The 15,745-nt window shown below is 46.7% G+C and carries 13 protein-coding genes; 9 read left to right on the top strand and 4 right to left on the bottom strand.

The annotated features are described in order from the left end of the window. The first annotated feature begins 37 nt into the window (after positions 1 to 37). Positions 38 to 700 (top strand): class I SAM-dependent methyltransferase, encoded by a 663-nt coding sequence (locus FED51_RS12810; RefSeq protein WP_053430925.1) that lies wholly within the window; start codon positions 38 to 40, stop codon positions 698 to 700. Between the two features lie 31 nt (positions 701 to 731). On the opposite strand, the gene FED51_RS12805 is transcribed toward FED51_RS12810, so the two are convergent. From FED51_RS12805 to FED51_RS12795, 3 genes are all read right to left on the bottom strand, one after another. Then, complete coding sequence (locus FED51_RS12805; RefSeq protein ID WP_010898681.1) at positions 732 to 3,080, bottom strand: FdhF/YdeP family oxidoreductase; 2,349 nt, start codon at positions 3,078 to 3,080, stop codon at positions 732 to 734. 220 nt (positions 3,081 to 3,300) lie between these two features. Continuing rightward, positions 3,301 to 3,666 (bottom strand): Na-translocating system protein MpsC family protein, encoded by a 366-nt coding sequence (locus FED51_RS12800; RefSeq protein WP_041821650.1) that lies wholly within the window; start codon positions 3,664 to 3,666, stop codon positions 3,301 to 3,303. Between the two features lie 81 nt (positions 3,667 to 3,747). Beyond that, positions 3,748 to 5,007: an L-lactate MFS transporter gene (locus tag FED51_RS12795; RefSeq protein WP_010898679.1), complete on the bottom strand. Its 1,260-nt coding sequence runs from the start codon at positions 5,005 to 5,007 to the stop codon at positions 3,748 to 3,750. 440 nt (positions 5,008 to 5,447) lie between these two features. Here FED51_RS12795 and fdhD point away from each other — a divergent pair, with 440 nt between their 5' ends. The 3 genes from fdhD to FED51_RS12780 all read left to right on the top strand — a co-directional run bounded on the left by fdhD (position 5,448) and on the right by FED51_RS12780 (position 8,138). Then, a complete protein-coding gene (fdhD, locus tag FED51_RS12790; protein ID WP_053430926.1) occupies positions 5,448 to 6,260 on the top strand; it encodes a formate dehydrogenase accessory sulfurtransferase FdhD in 813 nt (270 codons plus the stop codon). Position 6,261: 1 nt separating this feature from the next. Further along, positions 6,262 to 7,278 carry a GTP 3',8-cyclase MoaA gene (gene moaA, locus FED51_RS12785; protein WP_053430927.1) on the top strand — a complete coding sequence of 339 codons (1,017 nt, stop codon included), beginning with the start codon at positions 6,262 to 6,264 and terminating at the stop codon, positions 7,276 to 7,278. Positions 7,279 to 7,856: 578 nt separating this feature from the next. After that, on the top strand, positions 7,857 to 8,138 hold the full coding sequence (locus FED51_RS12780; protein ID WP_233443823.1) for a hypothetical protein: 282 nt from the start codon (positions 7,857 to 7,859) through the stop codon (positions 8,136 to 8,138). A 415-nt stretch (positions 8,139 to 8,553) separates the two neighbouring features. On the opposite strand, the gene FED51_RS12775 is transcribed toward FED51_RS12780, so the two are convergent. Beyond that, a complete protein-coding gene (locus FED51_RS12775) occupies positions 8,554 to 10,266 on the bottom strand; it encodes an Rqc2 family fibronectin-binding protein (RefSeq protein ID WP_010898667.1) in 1,713 nt (570 codons plus the stop codon). Between the two features lie 190 nt (positions 10,267 to 10,456). On the opposite strand from FED51_RS12775, the gene FED51_RS12770 reads away from it, so the two are divergent. From FED51_RS12770 to rpoZ, 5 genes are all read left to right on the top strand, one after another. Further along, positions 10,457 to 13,165 (top strand): calcium-translocating P-type ATPase, SERCA-type, encoded by a 2,709-nt coding sequence (locus tag FED51_RS12770; protein WP_010898666.1) that lies wholly within the window; start codon positions 10,457 to 10,459, stop codon positions 13,163 to 13,165. Between the two features lie 271 nt (positions 13,166 to 13,436). Continuing rightward, positions 13,437 to 14,321, top strand: a complete 885-nt coding sequence (locus tag FED51_RS12765; protein ID WP_010898665.1) for a YicC/YloC family endoribonuclease — start codon at positions 13,437 to 13,439, stop codon at positions 14,319 to 14,321. Positions 14,322 to 14,418: 97 nt separating this feature from the next. Beyond that, complete coding sequence (gene remA / locus FED51_RS12760; RefSeq protein WP_010898664.1) at positions 14,419 to 14,682, top strand: extracellular matrix/biofilm regulator RemA; 264 nt, start codon at positions 14,419 to 14,421, stop codon at positions 14,680 to 14,682. A 113-nt stretch (positions 14,683 to 14,795) separates the two neighbouring features. Further along, on the top strand, positions 14,796 to 15,410 hold the full coding sequence (gmk, locus tag FED51_RS12755; protein WP_010898663.1) for a guanylate kinase: 615 nt from the start codon (positions 14,796 to 14,798) through the stop codon (positions 15,408 to 15,410). A gap of 1 nt (position 15,411) precedes the next feature. Continuing rightward, on the top strand, positions 15,412 to 15,618 hold the full coding sequence (rpoZ, locus tag FED51_RS12750) for a DNA-directed RNA polymerase subunit omega (RefSeq protein WP_010898662.1): 207 nt from the start codon (positions 15,412 to 15,414) through the stop codon (positions 15,616 to 15,618). Positions 15,619 to 15,745 lie beyond the last annotated feature (127 nt).

The following is a 15,745-nucleotide window of genomic DNA, read 5'->3' as shown; positions in this document are numbered from 1 at the left end:
TAGTATGCTAAAAAGGAAGGAGAGGGGAGGCAATGGAATGCGAAAAATGACGGGTGAAGAGTTTGATCCACTCGTCTCTTTTTTTGACGGGATGGCGCAGGCGAGCTGGCTTCGTCCAGTCCACGATCGGTTAAAAAAAGGGACGGGATCCTGGGCGAATCGTGCCGTATTAGATGTAGGGTGCGGAACGGGGCGCTTGTTGGCAAGAGGAGTACATGAGGCAGCCCACTTAGCAGGAGTGGATTTGTCAAAACAAATGGTATTGGCGACAGAAGAGCGATTGCATGAACACAAGCAATGCGGAAGGTTGACGGTCGTCCAAGGGGACGCGTATGATCTGCCGTTTGCCGATGAATCGTTTGACGTTTGCCTATCTACTTGTGTCATGTTCCTTCTGCCAGAGCCCGAGCGAGGGATGAAGGAAATGATTCGGGTGCTAAATGGGGCAGGTGTGATCGGAATGCTAAACCCGACTAACAAGATGAATCATGCCGCTGCAAAAGCTTACTGCAAGAAGAGCGGGATTACAGGCTTTGAAGAAAAAACGCTATTGCAATGGTCCAATGTCTCGACACGTCGTCATCGTTATACGGCTGAACAGCTTACGCATTTCTTTAAGAAACACGGAGCATGGGTGGTTACCCATGAGCTCGTCCTTGACGGCTTAGCGGTCGTGACGGTTGCGTCATGGAACAAATAACGAAAACCGCCTCAAATCGAGGCGGTTTTTCTCAGTTCGCTTCAAGCTCCAGCTCCTCGACCCGTTTTTCGAGGTAGCGTCTGTCTTTTTGCGCATGGAAGCTCTCGGCTTTTTCAACGATCACCGTCGTATTGTACTCAGGGATTTTCGCATGCGTTTCGTAAACACCTTTCGGAAGAAGCATGTTTCCTTCAGGCCAATAAACCGCAATGTTCCCTGTCTGGGTGTCGCCAAAGCAGGCGCGTCCTTGGAACGTACCATATTGGTTGTAGACGACAATCGATTCACCGTTACGAATATTTAATTTCTTCCCGTCCGTTTCGTTCATGATCACGTCATAACGATCGGCTCCGTTAAATGGGTCCGTTTCACTGTACACCATCGAGTTAAACTGTTTGCCTCGCCGACTTGTCACGTAAAAGTGACCCTCGGTGCGGCGGAACTCTGGTAGGTCGATAGGGAGTAAGTTTCCACGTCCATCAGGTGTTGGGCAAACACCCCCTTCACAAAGCCATGCACCTCCCCATTGAAAGACATCTCCGCGATTTTTCAGGTGTTGGATTCCGTCATAATTCGGATTAGCTACGGCAATTTCATCACGGATTTGTTGGGCAGTTTGAAAATCGATTAAATGGGCCCGTTCTGGATCGACTCGTTTGGCGAGCTCGACGTAAATGTCCCATTCTGCCCGTGCTTCTTCGATTCGCGGGCCTTTAATTTCCGGACTGAAGTAGACCATTCGCTCCGTGCTCGTCGACGTTCCTCCACCTGGCTGTTCATAGCGCGTCATCGCTGGAAGAACGATCACTTCTTCTTTTGCATCTACGAGAGTGGACGTGTTGAAAATGATGTCTTGATGGACGCGAAGCTCGACGTTTTCCAACACGCGTTGGATAAACGCTGGGTCCGGCATCGTTTCAAGGAAGTTACCACCACTCGTATAAAAAAGTCGCACCTTTCGTTCATGATCGTCTGGAAGCAAGACATTCTCTAACATTTGCCCGACCGTGTCCCCTTGCCAATCTGGAATGTGGAATCCCCAGATCGCTTCGATCCGCTTTTTATGTTCTGGTTCAAAATCACCGCCAGGCAAGACAAATGGATCAGCGCCCATTTCTCCTGAGCCTTGCACACCACTATGGCCGCGAATCGGCATCACACCGCAATGCTTTCGCCCGATAAACCCTTGCAAAAGAGCTAAATTGGCGACTTGGGAAATGTTATCGGTCGCAAATCGGTGCTGGGTAAGTCCCATGCTCCAAATAAACACGCCCGATCGTGAGTTGGCTAAAAGCTTGGCGAACTCGAGGATTCGTTCTTTCGAAAGCCCGGCAGACTTCACGATGTCGTTCCAGTTTAATTGCTCCACATGCTCCTTAAGCTCTGCAAAGCCGTTCGTATGGTTCGCAATAAACGCGTGGTCGATCGCAGATCCTGGCTGCTCTTTCTCCATTTCAAACCAATGCTTCATCACCCCGTTCATGAACGCAATATCGCCGCCAATGTTTACTTGAAATACATCATCAACTATTTGTGTGCCGAACAGGGCGCTTTCAGGAATCGAAGGGATCCAATAGTTTTCCATCGCCGGCTCACGGTACGGGTTAATCATAATGATCTTCGTCCCTGCCTTTTTCGCGGCATACATATATTTTGTTGATACTGGCTGGTTATTGGCGGCAACAGAGCCCCAAAAGACGAGGACGTCGGTACCGATCCAATCTTGATAATTACAGCTTGACGCACCGATACCGAGAGAACGTTTTAACGCCGTTTTACTTGGAGAATGACAAATTCTCGACGCATTATCGATGTTGTTCGTTCCTAGAAAACGAGCCACCTTGGCCGCTGTGTAATACACTTCATTTGTAATTCCTCTTGCCGTTAAGTAGAAAGCAAGCTGTTTTGGGTCAATCGCTTTTATTTTTGCGGCGATACGGTTCAAGGCATCGTCCCAGCTAATGCGGGTAAATCTTTTTTCTCCCGGCTTTCGCGACAGTGGATACGGAATCCGGCCGAGCTTGCGTAGCTCCGTACTATCAAGCTTCCTAAGCTCTTCCACATCGTCCAACCATTTCGGATCGATGGCCGGCATGGTGTTCAACCGTAATACATTTAACCGTGTGGTGCAAAGGTGTGGTCCCGCGAGCGTTTGGTCTTGCAAGCCGGAAACGCCAAGGGCGCAGCCGTCGCAGACCCCCTGTGTTAAAATACGGTAGGCATAGCCAAGATTGTCGCGATTTTCGAGTGCGACTTTTAACGTATCGCGAATATGTTTTGGTTTCACTTTTCCTAAGCCGAGGGGCACTTTCCCCGCCCATAATGACGGGTCCCATTTTTTATCTAGTTTCATCGGGCCAGCATGTTTCGTCTTTCCCATTCATGATCATCCTTTCTTATGGCTCGTAAAGGTTACGACCGTAAGTGAAGCAAGTGTTCGACAGTGAAAAAAAACCGCTGGTATTCGCTGAAGGAAGCTTCAAGTCGAATATGCAGCGGTTAGCCTTTGACAGGAGCGCTATCAAGTACCAACAACAAAAATCCAGTTAAGCTGTTAAGCGGTCGATCCTGACGCAAACAGGAGCGCTATTGACGCAGGCTCAACGCTTTTTCGAAAATTTTTCTTCAATGTTATCAGCAAACACAAACACAGACATGCCGAAATCTCGTTCAATATCAATGTCAACAAAAAGATCGACAAGCTCGGTGCCGAGGAAGCTTTCCATTTCCACTGGGCGGTTTTTTCGATACATTTCTTTCACCATCTCGGTTCGAGCGGCTCTTAGCATTTGTTTTCCTTCATCGGCGCTGGCAATAAATTTTTCTACAGGTGAGAGGTTGCCTTCCATTTCACAGATTGCCCAGTTCTTACAAAAGGTAGTGTTAATCTTACTTGGGCCTTTGCCCATATGCTTTTTTCGGAAAGCACGTACGAGATTACTAAATTCAGCTTCGTATTTATTCATGTTTTTCAGCCCTTTATGACCCAATCGTTTCCTCTAGTATTCTTCTCCTTCATCATAGCTTGCGCCTTCATTTTCTGTCAATCAGCTCACGAGTCCCTGTTTGTTGCTTTGTGCGCGCAACTGACGAATGTCCACACGAATAAAAAGGGAAACGGCAAGGGCGACTATAAACATGCCGGTAAAAATGTAAAGGGTGCCTGCATAGCTATTCGTCGTCTCGCGAATATACGAAGCAATCATAGGTCCAACGAGTCCCGCTAATGCCCAAGCTGTCAAAATGTAGCCATGAATCGCACCGAGCTGCTTCGTACCAAACAGATCCCCAATGTAAGCAGGAATCGACGCAAACCCACCGCCGTAACAAGTCATGATGAAAAAGAGCACCACTTGAAACAATAGCACGTGCGTGATCGAAGGGAGCATCACGAAGGCGACAATTTGAATAAGGAAAAAGGCAGTGTATACGTTCGGTCGCCCAATGTAATCAGAAATGGACGCCCAGCCGATTCGTCCCAGTCCATTAAAAAGCCCCATAAGTCCAACCATTGTTGCCGCTGTTGCTGCTGTCATGCCCGTAATCTCTTGAGCCATTGGCGAGGCAACGGCTAAAATCGCGATCCCACATGTGACGTTAATGAAAAGCATCGTCCATAGGAACCAGAACCGTTTCGTCTTTACCGCTTCATTGGCCGTTAGTTGTGAGAGATCCTGCTTTTGCAAACGACCATTTTCCGTTTTTGCTTCTTTAAAACCAGCAGGTACCCAGCCTTGAGGGGGTGGCTCTAAGTATAGAGCAGCGGTAAACATAATGATCATGTAAAGGCCACCAAGGATAAAAAAGGTTGCAGCAATACCAACAGATGTAATGAACGCATTCATGATCGGGCTAAACACGAGGGAGGCGAAGCCAAAGCCCATGATCGCCAGTCCTGTCGCTAAGCCGCGCCGGTCGGGAAACCATTTGACGAGGGTAGAGACAGGGGTTATGTAGCCAACACCGAGTCCAAATCCGCCAAGGACCCCATAGGAAAAATAGAGCAGCCAAAGAGATTCAAGAGAAACGGCGAGCCCTGCGCCTAAGGTGCCGAGTCCGAAAAACGAGGCAGCCACCATCCCTGATTTTCGCGGTCCATGTTTTTCGACGAAGTGCCCCATAAACGCTGCGGAAACGCCGAGGAACGCAATGGCGATACTAAATGTTAAGGACACTTCCCCCAAACCCCAACCGAATTGCTCAATCAATGGATTCGTAAAGACGCTCCAAGCATAGACCGAGCCGATCGAAATGTGGATTCCAACTGCCGCAAGCGCAATGAGCCAACGGTTTTTTGTCGTTTTCATCGATTATTCACTCCCCAACATCATTTTTTCGGTTACAATTAAAACAAAAAACCGCCGAGCTTCAAATGCACATAACGTGCGAAGAAGACGACGGTTTAGCCAACAAACAGGTACGCTGCTGCTGAACCAAACGGAGCGTTTGATGTCCATTTGCTGAAAGGATAACCGGCGACAGGTTCGCTATCCCGTGTCCATCCTTCTCGAGCAAAATGTTGCAAAATTGTGAATAAATCCGTTTTGATTCTATCATGAAAACGGATACATTGACAAGAGCTTTTTTAGTTGATGAATAGGGTTACTCACGTACCAGATGAACAGAGGAAGGAAAAACCGATGTCCCGTCCAGCTTTTTTTATTTACTCTTGGAAGTAGACTTGTGAATTTTCTCAATCTATGATTAAATGTAAGCTAATTTCACCTGTGGAGGAAGGTGAGGAAAGTTGACAAACCCTATGCAAGCAACGCGAAAAATTATTTCAATTACCGATCAAAACGTTGTACATCGAGAGGATCAGGTGGCACGTGAATACCCGCTGACGATCTATGTAAATGATCGTGAGTTTGCGACGATGGTCTGTACGCAGGCCGATCTAGAAGAAATGGTGATTGGGTTTTTAGGCTCAGAGGGACTCATTCGATTTTACAAACAAGATGTCGCCTCCCTTTCCATCGATGAATCGCGTGGGTTTGCCTATGTTTCTCTCACGAAAGAGCTGCCAACCGAATGGCAATTTTACTCCAAACGAATGATCGGTTCTTGCTGTGGAAAGAGCCGACAATCCTTTTATTTTCACAATGACGCAAAAACGGCTAAGACGTCCACGAGCCGGACGACGATTACGCCTGAACAATGCTTTCGCTTGATGGAAGCCCTTCAGGAGCAAAGCGTCATTTTTCAGCAAACAGGAGGCGTCCATAACGCCGCCCTTGCAACCCCAGAACAAATGCTCATCTCCCGCACCGATATTGGTCGCCATAATGCGTTAGATAAACTGTACGGATACTGTCTAATGAACGGCGTACCTGTCCGCGATAAAGTGCTGTTGTTTTCCGGCCGGATATCGTCGGAAGTCCTATTAAAGGCAGCTAAAATTGGCGTCGGCATCATGCTGTCCAAATCGGCACCAACCGAGCTGGCATTGACGATGGCTGAGGAATTAAATGTCACGACCGCTGGCTTTATCCGTGACGGACGGATGAATATTTACACCGTTCCAGAGCGGATTCTTACACCAAAAAAGGAGGTTCAATGACATGGGAACTCAACCGATGACCGACCGACTTAATCGCCCGTTCCGAGATCTGCGAATCTCTGTTACTGATCGTTGTAACTTTCGCTGTCACTATTGTATGCCCGCCGACATTTTTGGACCTGACTATCCTTTTTTAAAAAAGACTGAGATTCTTAGTTTTGAGGAAACCAACCGGCTCGTTCATTTATTTCATCAAACTTCCCCGATAAAAAAAATCCGCATTACCGGCGGTGAGCCGCTCATGCGGAAAGATGTAGATCAGCTCATTTCCATGCTAACCGCAACAACAGGCATTGAGGATGTAGCGATGACAACGAATGGCACGCTGCTACCGAAAATGGCTGACAAGCTGAAAAAAGCAGGGCTGAAACGAGTGACTGTCAGCTTAGACAGCTTGGATGATGAGCGCTTCGGCAAGATCAATGGTCGAGGGATCGGGACGAAGCCAGTCCTTGACGGAATGGAGGCCGCAAAGGAGGCGGGGCTTGGCGTAAAAGTAAACATGGTCGTGCAAAAAGGAGTAAACGACCAGGATGTATTGCCGATGGCACAATTTTTTAAGGAGAAAGGGTACACGCTCCGGTTTATTGAATACATGGACGTAGGAAACTCCAATGGCTGGCGCATGGATGATGTCGTCGCAAAGCGAGACATTCTCGAGATGATTCATAAAGTCCATCCGCTTGAGCCGGTCGAGTCGGATTATCCAGGCGAGGTTGCGACGCGGTATCGCTATAAGGGAACTTCGGTGGAAATTGGCGTCATTTCGTCAGTAACCGACGCCTTTTGCACAACGTGTAACCGAGCAAGGTTATCTGTAGAAGGAAAGCTTTACACATGCCTCTTTGCGACAAAAGGTCACGACTTCCGCGAGCTTCTTCGCAGCGACGCATCCGATGAGGCGATCCAGCAAAAGCTTGCCGCCATTTGGCATGTGCGTGACGATCAATACTCGCTCAAGCGAACGAGCCATACGAACAAACGGAAAAAAGTTGAAATGTCACATATCGGTGGCTGATGGAAAAGAGCCCCGCGTATCGGTACGGCACCGAAGCGCGGGGTCATCTGTTGTGGAAAACGTTCCTATTGATTTAAATGACCAAACGTGTTTAAGTGTTGCGCCATGTAAAAGGATGAATATGGTCCAAATGGCATATTTTCATTGGAACACTAGAATTATAAAAGAACTATAAACCCCTCCTGTTTATTTCACCTCATCCCCCATATTAGACCTATACACCTATTCGTTTTTTATAATCTAAAGACCTTAGACCCTAATCGCTGTGATAAGGTTCCTTTCACGATATGAAATTTGTACAATAGATACGTAGTTTTATCCAAAGTCATCCATGTAAGGGGGTCTATGCTAACGATGGCAAGGAATGAAGGATTGCTTGCGAGAGTTTGCATAGAGACTTTGGTGTGGGTAAGACAATTTCTTTTTTCTCACGTACTTTTTACGCTCATTTGTAAAACATCTCGTTTCGAGAGAATTGCTTAGTCGGAATAGTAAGGTAGTGTGGGTAACGAAGTAGTTCACGAGCCACTTTTTCGCTGGGTACGATTTAATTGGGATCTGAAATAAAGGTGACAATCATGAGGCTGATTCATCTATTTGTAGACACATTAAAAGCAAGAAAGACGGAGATCGGCTTTTTTTATCAGAAAATAAAGGAAGAGAACCAATGGAGTAAGCGATCGGGTGTACTTTGCGCTTCTATGGCAAAATATACTTTTTGCAATTATTATGGCGCTTCCTGTTGTAGCAGTTTCTGTATTATTATTTTATGGATGGTTTTTTCAAAAGGAAGAAGATTTGATCCTTTCAATGAAAGTCATTGGCACTGGGATCGTATTGTTTTTCCTTTTTCTCTTTGAACTATGGATCCTTTTCATTTTGAGAAAAGTCTACCCGAAAACAAAGGAAAATTTGTTAAAGAAACTAGAGGGAAAAAGCTAATGTATAGTCTCTCGTCATCTAAGGGAGAACAATGATTACCGATTGGTACCGTGGTTAAAGTCGATTTCGTGAATCAAGCAGTGATGATTTACGGGCAAGATGACGTTATATGATTATGTCGCTTGTCCGTATCCTCAAGGGCACTCATATCACCATAATTTTCATCCAAGCAGCGCCTGTCCTTTCGTTGTTTGCAGTCAATGGAAGGGTCAAGGGGTCTGCGTTTTTTTTTTGCCTGCTCTTCAATCGCCAAAAAATACCCGAATAAGGCCTGTTTTGAGTGGCCGTTATCCGGGTAGATGTTGTCCCGTTATAGTGAACAAGAAGACTTTTTTATGATTGCTTCTTTAGTTGAATGACGTTCTCTTCATCGGGGGTGACGAACAAGGTCGTTTGATTCTCATAAATGACGTAGCCTGGTTTGGCCCCGTTCGGTTTTTTTACGTGACGGATTTTCGTATAGTCAACAGGGACGGAGCTCGATTGCCGTGCTTTGCTGAAGTAAGCGGCTAAGTTCGCTGCCTCCTGAAGTGTTACTTCATCCGGATCTGTGCTACGGATGAGGACGTGGGACCCAGGGATGTCTTTCGTATGGAGCCAAATTTCATCTTGCCGTCCGAGTCGATTCGTTACGTATTCGTTTTGTTTGTTGTTTTTTCCGACAATGATCGGGATGCCGGTTGAGGAAACGTACTGCTCTGGTTGCGGCGTAGTTTCCTTACGTTTTTTGCTCACCTTTTGTTTGCGGCGAAGGTAGCCTTCTTCGATTAACTCTTCCCGTATGTCTTCTACATCTCTCGCAGAAGCCGTTTCGACTTGTTGAATCAAGCGCTCAAAATAGTCGATTTCGATTTTGGCTTTTTCAATTTGCTCCTTCGTCACCTCGACTGAATTTTTTGCCTTCGTATATTTGCGAAAATACGCTTGGGCGTTTTCAGATGGCTGCTTTTGTGGATCGAGAGGGATTGTGATGGTCGGGGCGTCCTCCTCATAATAATCCAATACGTCAACCGACGCATCCCCACGTTTGACGAGGTGTAAGTTGGCCGTGACTAGCTCACCAAACTTTTGGTACTGCTTCGCTTTTTCTGCATCATCCAACGTTTTCTCGAGCTTTTTAATCTTGTTTACGTTTTTGTCCCGCTCGTTCCGTAAAAACCGCTCAAGGTCATGGGCTTGCTGCTTCACCCTGTCTCGATCTGCCTTTTGAAAATAAAATCGATCTAAAAGGGCGCTACATGAAGCAAAGGTTTTTCGTTCGCCTTTCATATGGGTGAGCGGGAGAAACGAAAACTGTTCCTTTTCTTCCCCTTGTATAAACGTTGGTTCATAGCGGTGCGCCGCCACATCTTGCATGAAGGTCGTAAATGCAGCAGGGAGCGAGTCGCGGTTCGCCATACCCGCACGAAAGACGATCTCTTTAGCTACGATAGGGGAAAGGCCAGAAAACGCGCGGACAAGCTGGCGATCGAGCTTACCTTCATTCCAGTCTAGCTTCTTCAAAATGTCTTCTTTTGTCGCTGTCAGCGGGTTTGCTTTCCCTTGGGCCGGCGGTCTCGTATAGGGTTGACCTGGGAGAACGGGACGGACGCTGCTTTGCGCCAAGCTTACATGTTTAATGCTGTCAAGAATCACATTCGTTTTCGGATCGACGAGGATCATGTTGCTGTGGCGCCCCATGATTTCAATGACGAGCGTCTTGTAGCTCGTATCGCCAATTTCGTCTCGCGTTTTGACCGTGATTTCAATGATCCGATCAAGGTCGATTTGTTTAATCTCCTCAATGACGGCTCCTTCTAAATGCTTGCGTAAAAGCATGCAAAACATCGGTGGTGTTGCAGGATTCGCATATTTCTCCTTCGTAAAGTGAACTCGGGCAAAGTTGGCATTGGCAGAGAGAAGCAGTTGATGGTTCGCTCCTTGAGCCCGAATCGTTAGTAAAAGCTCCGTTTTAAACGGCTGATAGATCTTTAATATTCTTCCTGCGCTGATCGTCTCCTGTAATTCGTGGACGATGGCTCGTGTCATAAGACCGTCAAAAGACATGGCTGTTCACCTCAAAAAACAAAAATACATGGATACGCATCATGATCGCTTAAGAAAAGAAGGGGACTTGGCAACAAGCCAAGCTTTTCTACAGAAACGTTTGTCTCCAATGACAAGAGTATAGCATGAAATGGTGCTTGTCTGAATAAGATGGCTTGTATAACGGGACAAACTGATGTGAGGTGTGACCATGAAGTGGTATCAAATGGGAGAGGAAGAGGTAAAAAAAGCAACAGGGGTCCTTGGGGCAGACGGATTGCCGCAAAGGGAAGTCGACAAACGATTAAAAAGGGTTGGCTTCAATAAACTGGACGAAGGGGAATCGGTGTCAGCCTTGATTCTCTTCTTTATGCAATTTAAAGATTTCATGGTTCTCGTCCTTCTTGCAGCTACGCTTATTTCGGGCTTGCTTGGAGAATATATTGACGCTATTACCATCATTTTAATTATTCTACTAAATGGCGTCCTCGGATTTATTCAGGAACGAAAGGCAGAAAAATCCCTTTCGGCGTTAAAAGAATTATCAGCACCGCAAATGGTCGTTTTACGTGATGGTAAATGGTTAAAGGTTCCAGCCGCTACTGTTGTCCCTGGCGATGTAGTGAAACTAACAAGCGGTGACCGAGTTGGGGCGGATATCCGCTTACTTGAAACGGCAAGCCTTCGCATTGAGGAGTCCTCTTTAACAGGTGAGTCGCTTCCCGTTCATAAGCATGGGGACAGAATGGAGCAGACCGACTTACAGCTAGGCGACCAAGCGAACATGGCGTTTATGGGTACCCTTGTCACCGAGGGGCAAGGAATAGGGATTGTGGTAGCAACAGGAATGAAAACTGAGATGGGCAAAATCGCTCACCTGTTGCAAACGACGGAAACGGTCATTACGCCGTTACAACGAAAGCTTGAGCAACTAGGGAAAGTGTTGATCGCTGTTGCGCTTTTACTTACGGCAATGGTTGTCGTCATTGGGGTCATACAGGGTCATGATGCGTACACAATGTTTCTTGCCGGAGTTTCCCTTGCCGTGGCTGCAATCCCAGAAGGATTACCGGCTATCGTGACCGTTGCCCTTGCCCTAGGGGTGCAGCGGATGATCAAGAGAAGAGCAATTGTCCGAAAGCTGCCCGCTGTGGAAACGCTCGGCTGTGCCTCCGTCATTTGCTCTGATAAAACAGGCACGCTCACGCAAAATAAAATGACGGTGACGCAAGTATGGGCAAGTGGTGAAACATGGCATGTGTCAGGGACGGGCTATGAGCCCCATGGTCTTTTTACGAAAGGGAAAAAGGAAACGGACCCGAAAAGGCACCGGAGTTTACATCTCTTGCTCTCATACGGGCTCTTATGCAATAATTCACAGTTGAAGCAGCGGACGGTAAAAAAAGGGATGTTGAAAACAAAGGAAAGCACAGCCTACCACATCGAAGGCGATCCGACGGAAGGGGCTCTGTTAGTTGCCGCCATGAAGGCAGGCTTCTCCCGGGAACAATTAGATAGACAGTTTAAAAGACTGAAAGAATTTCCGTTCGAATCGACCCGCAAAATGATGAGCGTCGTTGTTGAAAATGAGAAAGGGCAGCGTTTTGTCGTGGCGAAGGGTGCACCCGATGTCATCTTACAGGTGAGTAAAAAAATCCGTTATCGCGGAGAGCAGGAAGCGTTAACCCCCAAACGCCGGGAAGAGGTAGAGCGGACGATTCAAACGATGGCATCACAGGCGCTACGAACGATTGCCGTTGCCTACAGACCGCTCAGGCCAAATGAGTCGGTAGACGAAGCTTATGAAGCAGAGTGTGACCTTACGTTTATCGGTTTACAAGGGATGATCGATCCTCCACGTGAAGAAGTGTTTGATTCGATTGAAGAATGCCGTCAAGCAGGAATTAAAACCGTTATGATTACAGGTGATCATCGCCTTACAGCGGCTGCGATAGCGAAAAAGCTTGGCATTTTACCCGCTGGAGGGAAAGTCATAGATGGGACGGAGCTTAACCACTTAACAGATCGTAGGCTAACCGAGATGGTCGATCAAATCTACGTATACGCAAGAGTTTCTCCCGAACATAAATTGAAGATTGTCAAGGCCATGCAGGAGCGGGGCCACATTGTAGCCATGACAGGCGATGGAGTCAACGACGCTCCAGCGATCAAAGCAGCGAATATCGGGATTGCCATGGGGATTACGGGAACGGATGTAGCAAAAGAGGCCTCTTCCCTTATTTTGAGCGATGATAACTTTGCGACGATTCGCGCCGCCATTCGCGAAGGGCGGAACATTTACGATAACATTCGCAAGTTCATTCGCTACATGCTTGCGTCAAACGTAGGGGAAATACTTGTTATGCTGTTTGCCATGTTGCTCGGCATGCCTTTGCCGCTCGTTGCGACGCAAATTCTTTGGATTAATCTCGTGACTGATGGTTTGCCTGCAATGGCGCTCGGGATGGATCAGCCCGAAGGAAACGTTATGAAGCGGCCGCCCCGCCATCCGCGAGAAGGGATATTTGCTAGGGGGCTTGCATGGAAAATCGTGAGCCGGGGATTTATGATTGGCGTTGTCACATTGGCCGCTTTCTGGCTGACGTTACAAGCGAATCCAGACGATTTGACTAGAGCTCAGTCCGTGGCCTTTGTTACCCTTGTGATGGCTCAGCTCATTCACGTGTTTGATTGCCGAAGTGAATATTCGGTTTTTCACCGTAACCCATTTGAGAACAAATATTTAGTCCTAGCGGTACTTTCGTCCGTTTTATTAATGCTGATCGTGATCTATTACCCTCCATTACAGCAAGTGTTCCATACCGTTCCGTTAACCGGGCGTGAATGGTTACTCATTATCGGAATGGCTGCAATTCCAACCGTCGTTTTAGGAGGATTTCGCTTACTAAAGGCAAAATAAATAGAGGGCTAGCCTGCGTTCCAGAGAAAACGAAAAAAGAATAGGTGGAGCCAGGCTTTCCTTATGCCATCAGGTTCATCAAAGGATGATAGAAGGCGGAGTTTCGAATGTTTTTCACAAACGCTCATTTCTCTTCGTGCAAGAGAGGGGGAAAAGTGCCGTTTTCCGCTGTTTTCTACTATCATCTCGATTTTTCTCAAGCAAGCGACGTTATCTTTACTTGTTTGAGCCCATATGATTTTGTTAAAATAACGTTGTGGATGTGATAGACATGATAGCAAGCATGACAGGGTATGGGTTCGCTTCGATTGAAGGCGATGCATTTAAAGCAACGGTTGAGCTTCGATCAGTCAACCATCGCTTTTTTGAATGGAATTGCCGCCTGCCGAGACCATTATCTTTCTTAGAAGAAGAGCTGAAAAAAATCGCGAAAAATGCTGTGCAACGCGGAAAGCTTGATGTTTTTATTAAAATAGAAGGAGAAGCGTTGACAAAAAGAGAACTTGAAGTCGATTGGGATCTGCTCAAACAATATGAGGCAGCTTCACGAAAAATCGCTCAGACCATTAATCAGGAGCATGTGCTCGATATTCCCTCTCTGCTCTTTTCTGACCAGCTTGTCCAAGTCAATGAGGCAGGGGAAGTGGATGAAGAGCTTATCCAGGTGATCAAACAAGCAATGGAGAAAGCGGTTCACGATTTGCGACACATGCGGATGGAGGAAGGAAGCCACTTAAAACAAGATCTTGACGTTCGCCTTAACATCATGAGTGAGCTTGTCGAACAAATTGATACGTACAGTCCAGAGGTGGTTGATCATTACCGGGACAAGTTGCGAAAGCGGGTCAATGAATTTTTATCGGGCTTTGAGAGCCAGTTGGATGAAAGTAGGCTTCTGGCTGAGGTGGCCCTTTTTGCAGAAAAAAGTGATATTTCGGAAGAACTTACGCGACTTCGTTCTCATATTGAGCAATTCGCGAACATTCTCTCAGGCGGGGGCGTTGTAGGAAGAAAGCTTGATTTTCTTGTACAAGAAATGAACCGAGAAGCGAACACGATCGGTTCAAAGGCCAACCATTTGGCGATTCGCAGACATGTGGTTGAGATGAAGAGTGAAATAGAGAAAATGAAAGAACAAGTGCAAAATATTGAATAACATGCTAGAATAATAAGATTGTGACAAGTATAGGAACGGCCATGATTGGCAAAATTGATGAGAGTAGCGAGGCGCTCTCCAAAGGCAGGGGAAACGAATGAACATTAAATTAATCAATATCGGTTTTGGTAACATTGTATCAGCGAACAGAATCATTTCAATCGTCAGCCCAGAATCCGCTCCAATTAAACGGATCATTCAAGAGGCGCGAGACCGAAACATGCTGATCGATGCCACGTACGGGCGAAGAACGCGTGCGGTCATAATTGCCGATAGCGATCACGTCATTCTTAGCGCAGTACAACCTGAAACCGTGGCCCAGCGTTTAACGAGCAAAGATGATTTAGAAGGCGAAGCATAACGCCCGTCTGTACATAATGATTATAAGGTAGGACTTAGGCGCAGACGCAATGCCCGTTCCGAAAACGAACGATGACGAATGCGCCTTCTGTTTTCTTTTTAGGGAGGTTCATCATGGAAAAAGAGAAAGGTTTGCTTATCGTCCTTTCCGGCCCCGCTGGTGTGGGAAAGGGAACGGTGTGCAGTGCACTTCGAAAGCATGACACAAACATTCAATACTCCGTTTCTGCGACGACGAGAGCTCCTCGTAAAGGAGAGGTGGACGGCGTGAACTACTTTTTCAAGTCGCGGGAACAGTTTGAAGCGATGATTGAAAAAGAAGAGCTTCTGGAGTGGGCCGAGTATGTAGGGAACTATTACGGCACGCCGATCCAATATGTCCGCGAAACGATTGATAGCGGAAAGGACATTATTCTTGAAATCGAGGTACAGGGTGCTCTCAAAGTACGCGAACGATTTCCAGAGGGTGTGTTTATTTTCTTAATGCCACCAAGCTTGGCGGAGTTGCGCAGTCGTATTGTAGGCCGCGGCACGGAGACAGAAGAAGTCATCAATAAGCGAATGAACGTCGCTAAAGAAGAAATAGAAATGATGAAAAAATACGATTATGTCGTCGAAAATGACGAAGTGGAGCTAGCGGTTGACCGCATCAAAGCAATCGTCACCGCTGAGCATTGCAAACGAGAACGTTTGATTGAAAAGTACCATCAACTAGTGGAGGTAGAATAACATGCTTTATCCGTCAATTGATTCACTTATGGACAAATTAGATTCTAAATATACCCTTGTGACAGTATCTGCAAAACGTGCACGAGAACTGAAGGAAGACGACCAACGCGGACCGCTTGTAGGAAAGCCAAAATCGTTCAAGCCAGTTGGTGTCGCTCTTGAAGAAATCGTGGAAGATCACCTTCAGTACGAACGGAAAGAACAGTAAAAGCAAGTAGGACAGGCAACCTATCCATTATGGCTTAGGTTGTTTTCTTATACTGTCAAACACTTATTTTTAGGGCTCTACAATAAATGTTGGGGTTTTTGCACAAAAGAGGGCAAAAAAGGGCCGT

Origin of the sequence: Halalkalibacterium halodurans, from assembly GCF_005671335.1 — a bacterium.
In the GTDB taxonomy this organism is placed as follows: Bacteria; Bacillota; Bacilli; order Bacillales; family Bacillaceae_D; genus Halalkalibacterium; species Halalkalibacterium halodurans.
The sequence above is the reverse complement of the archived record's forward strand: the minus strand, read 5'-3'. Positions and strand labels throughout refer to the sequence as shown.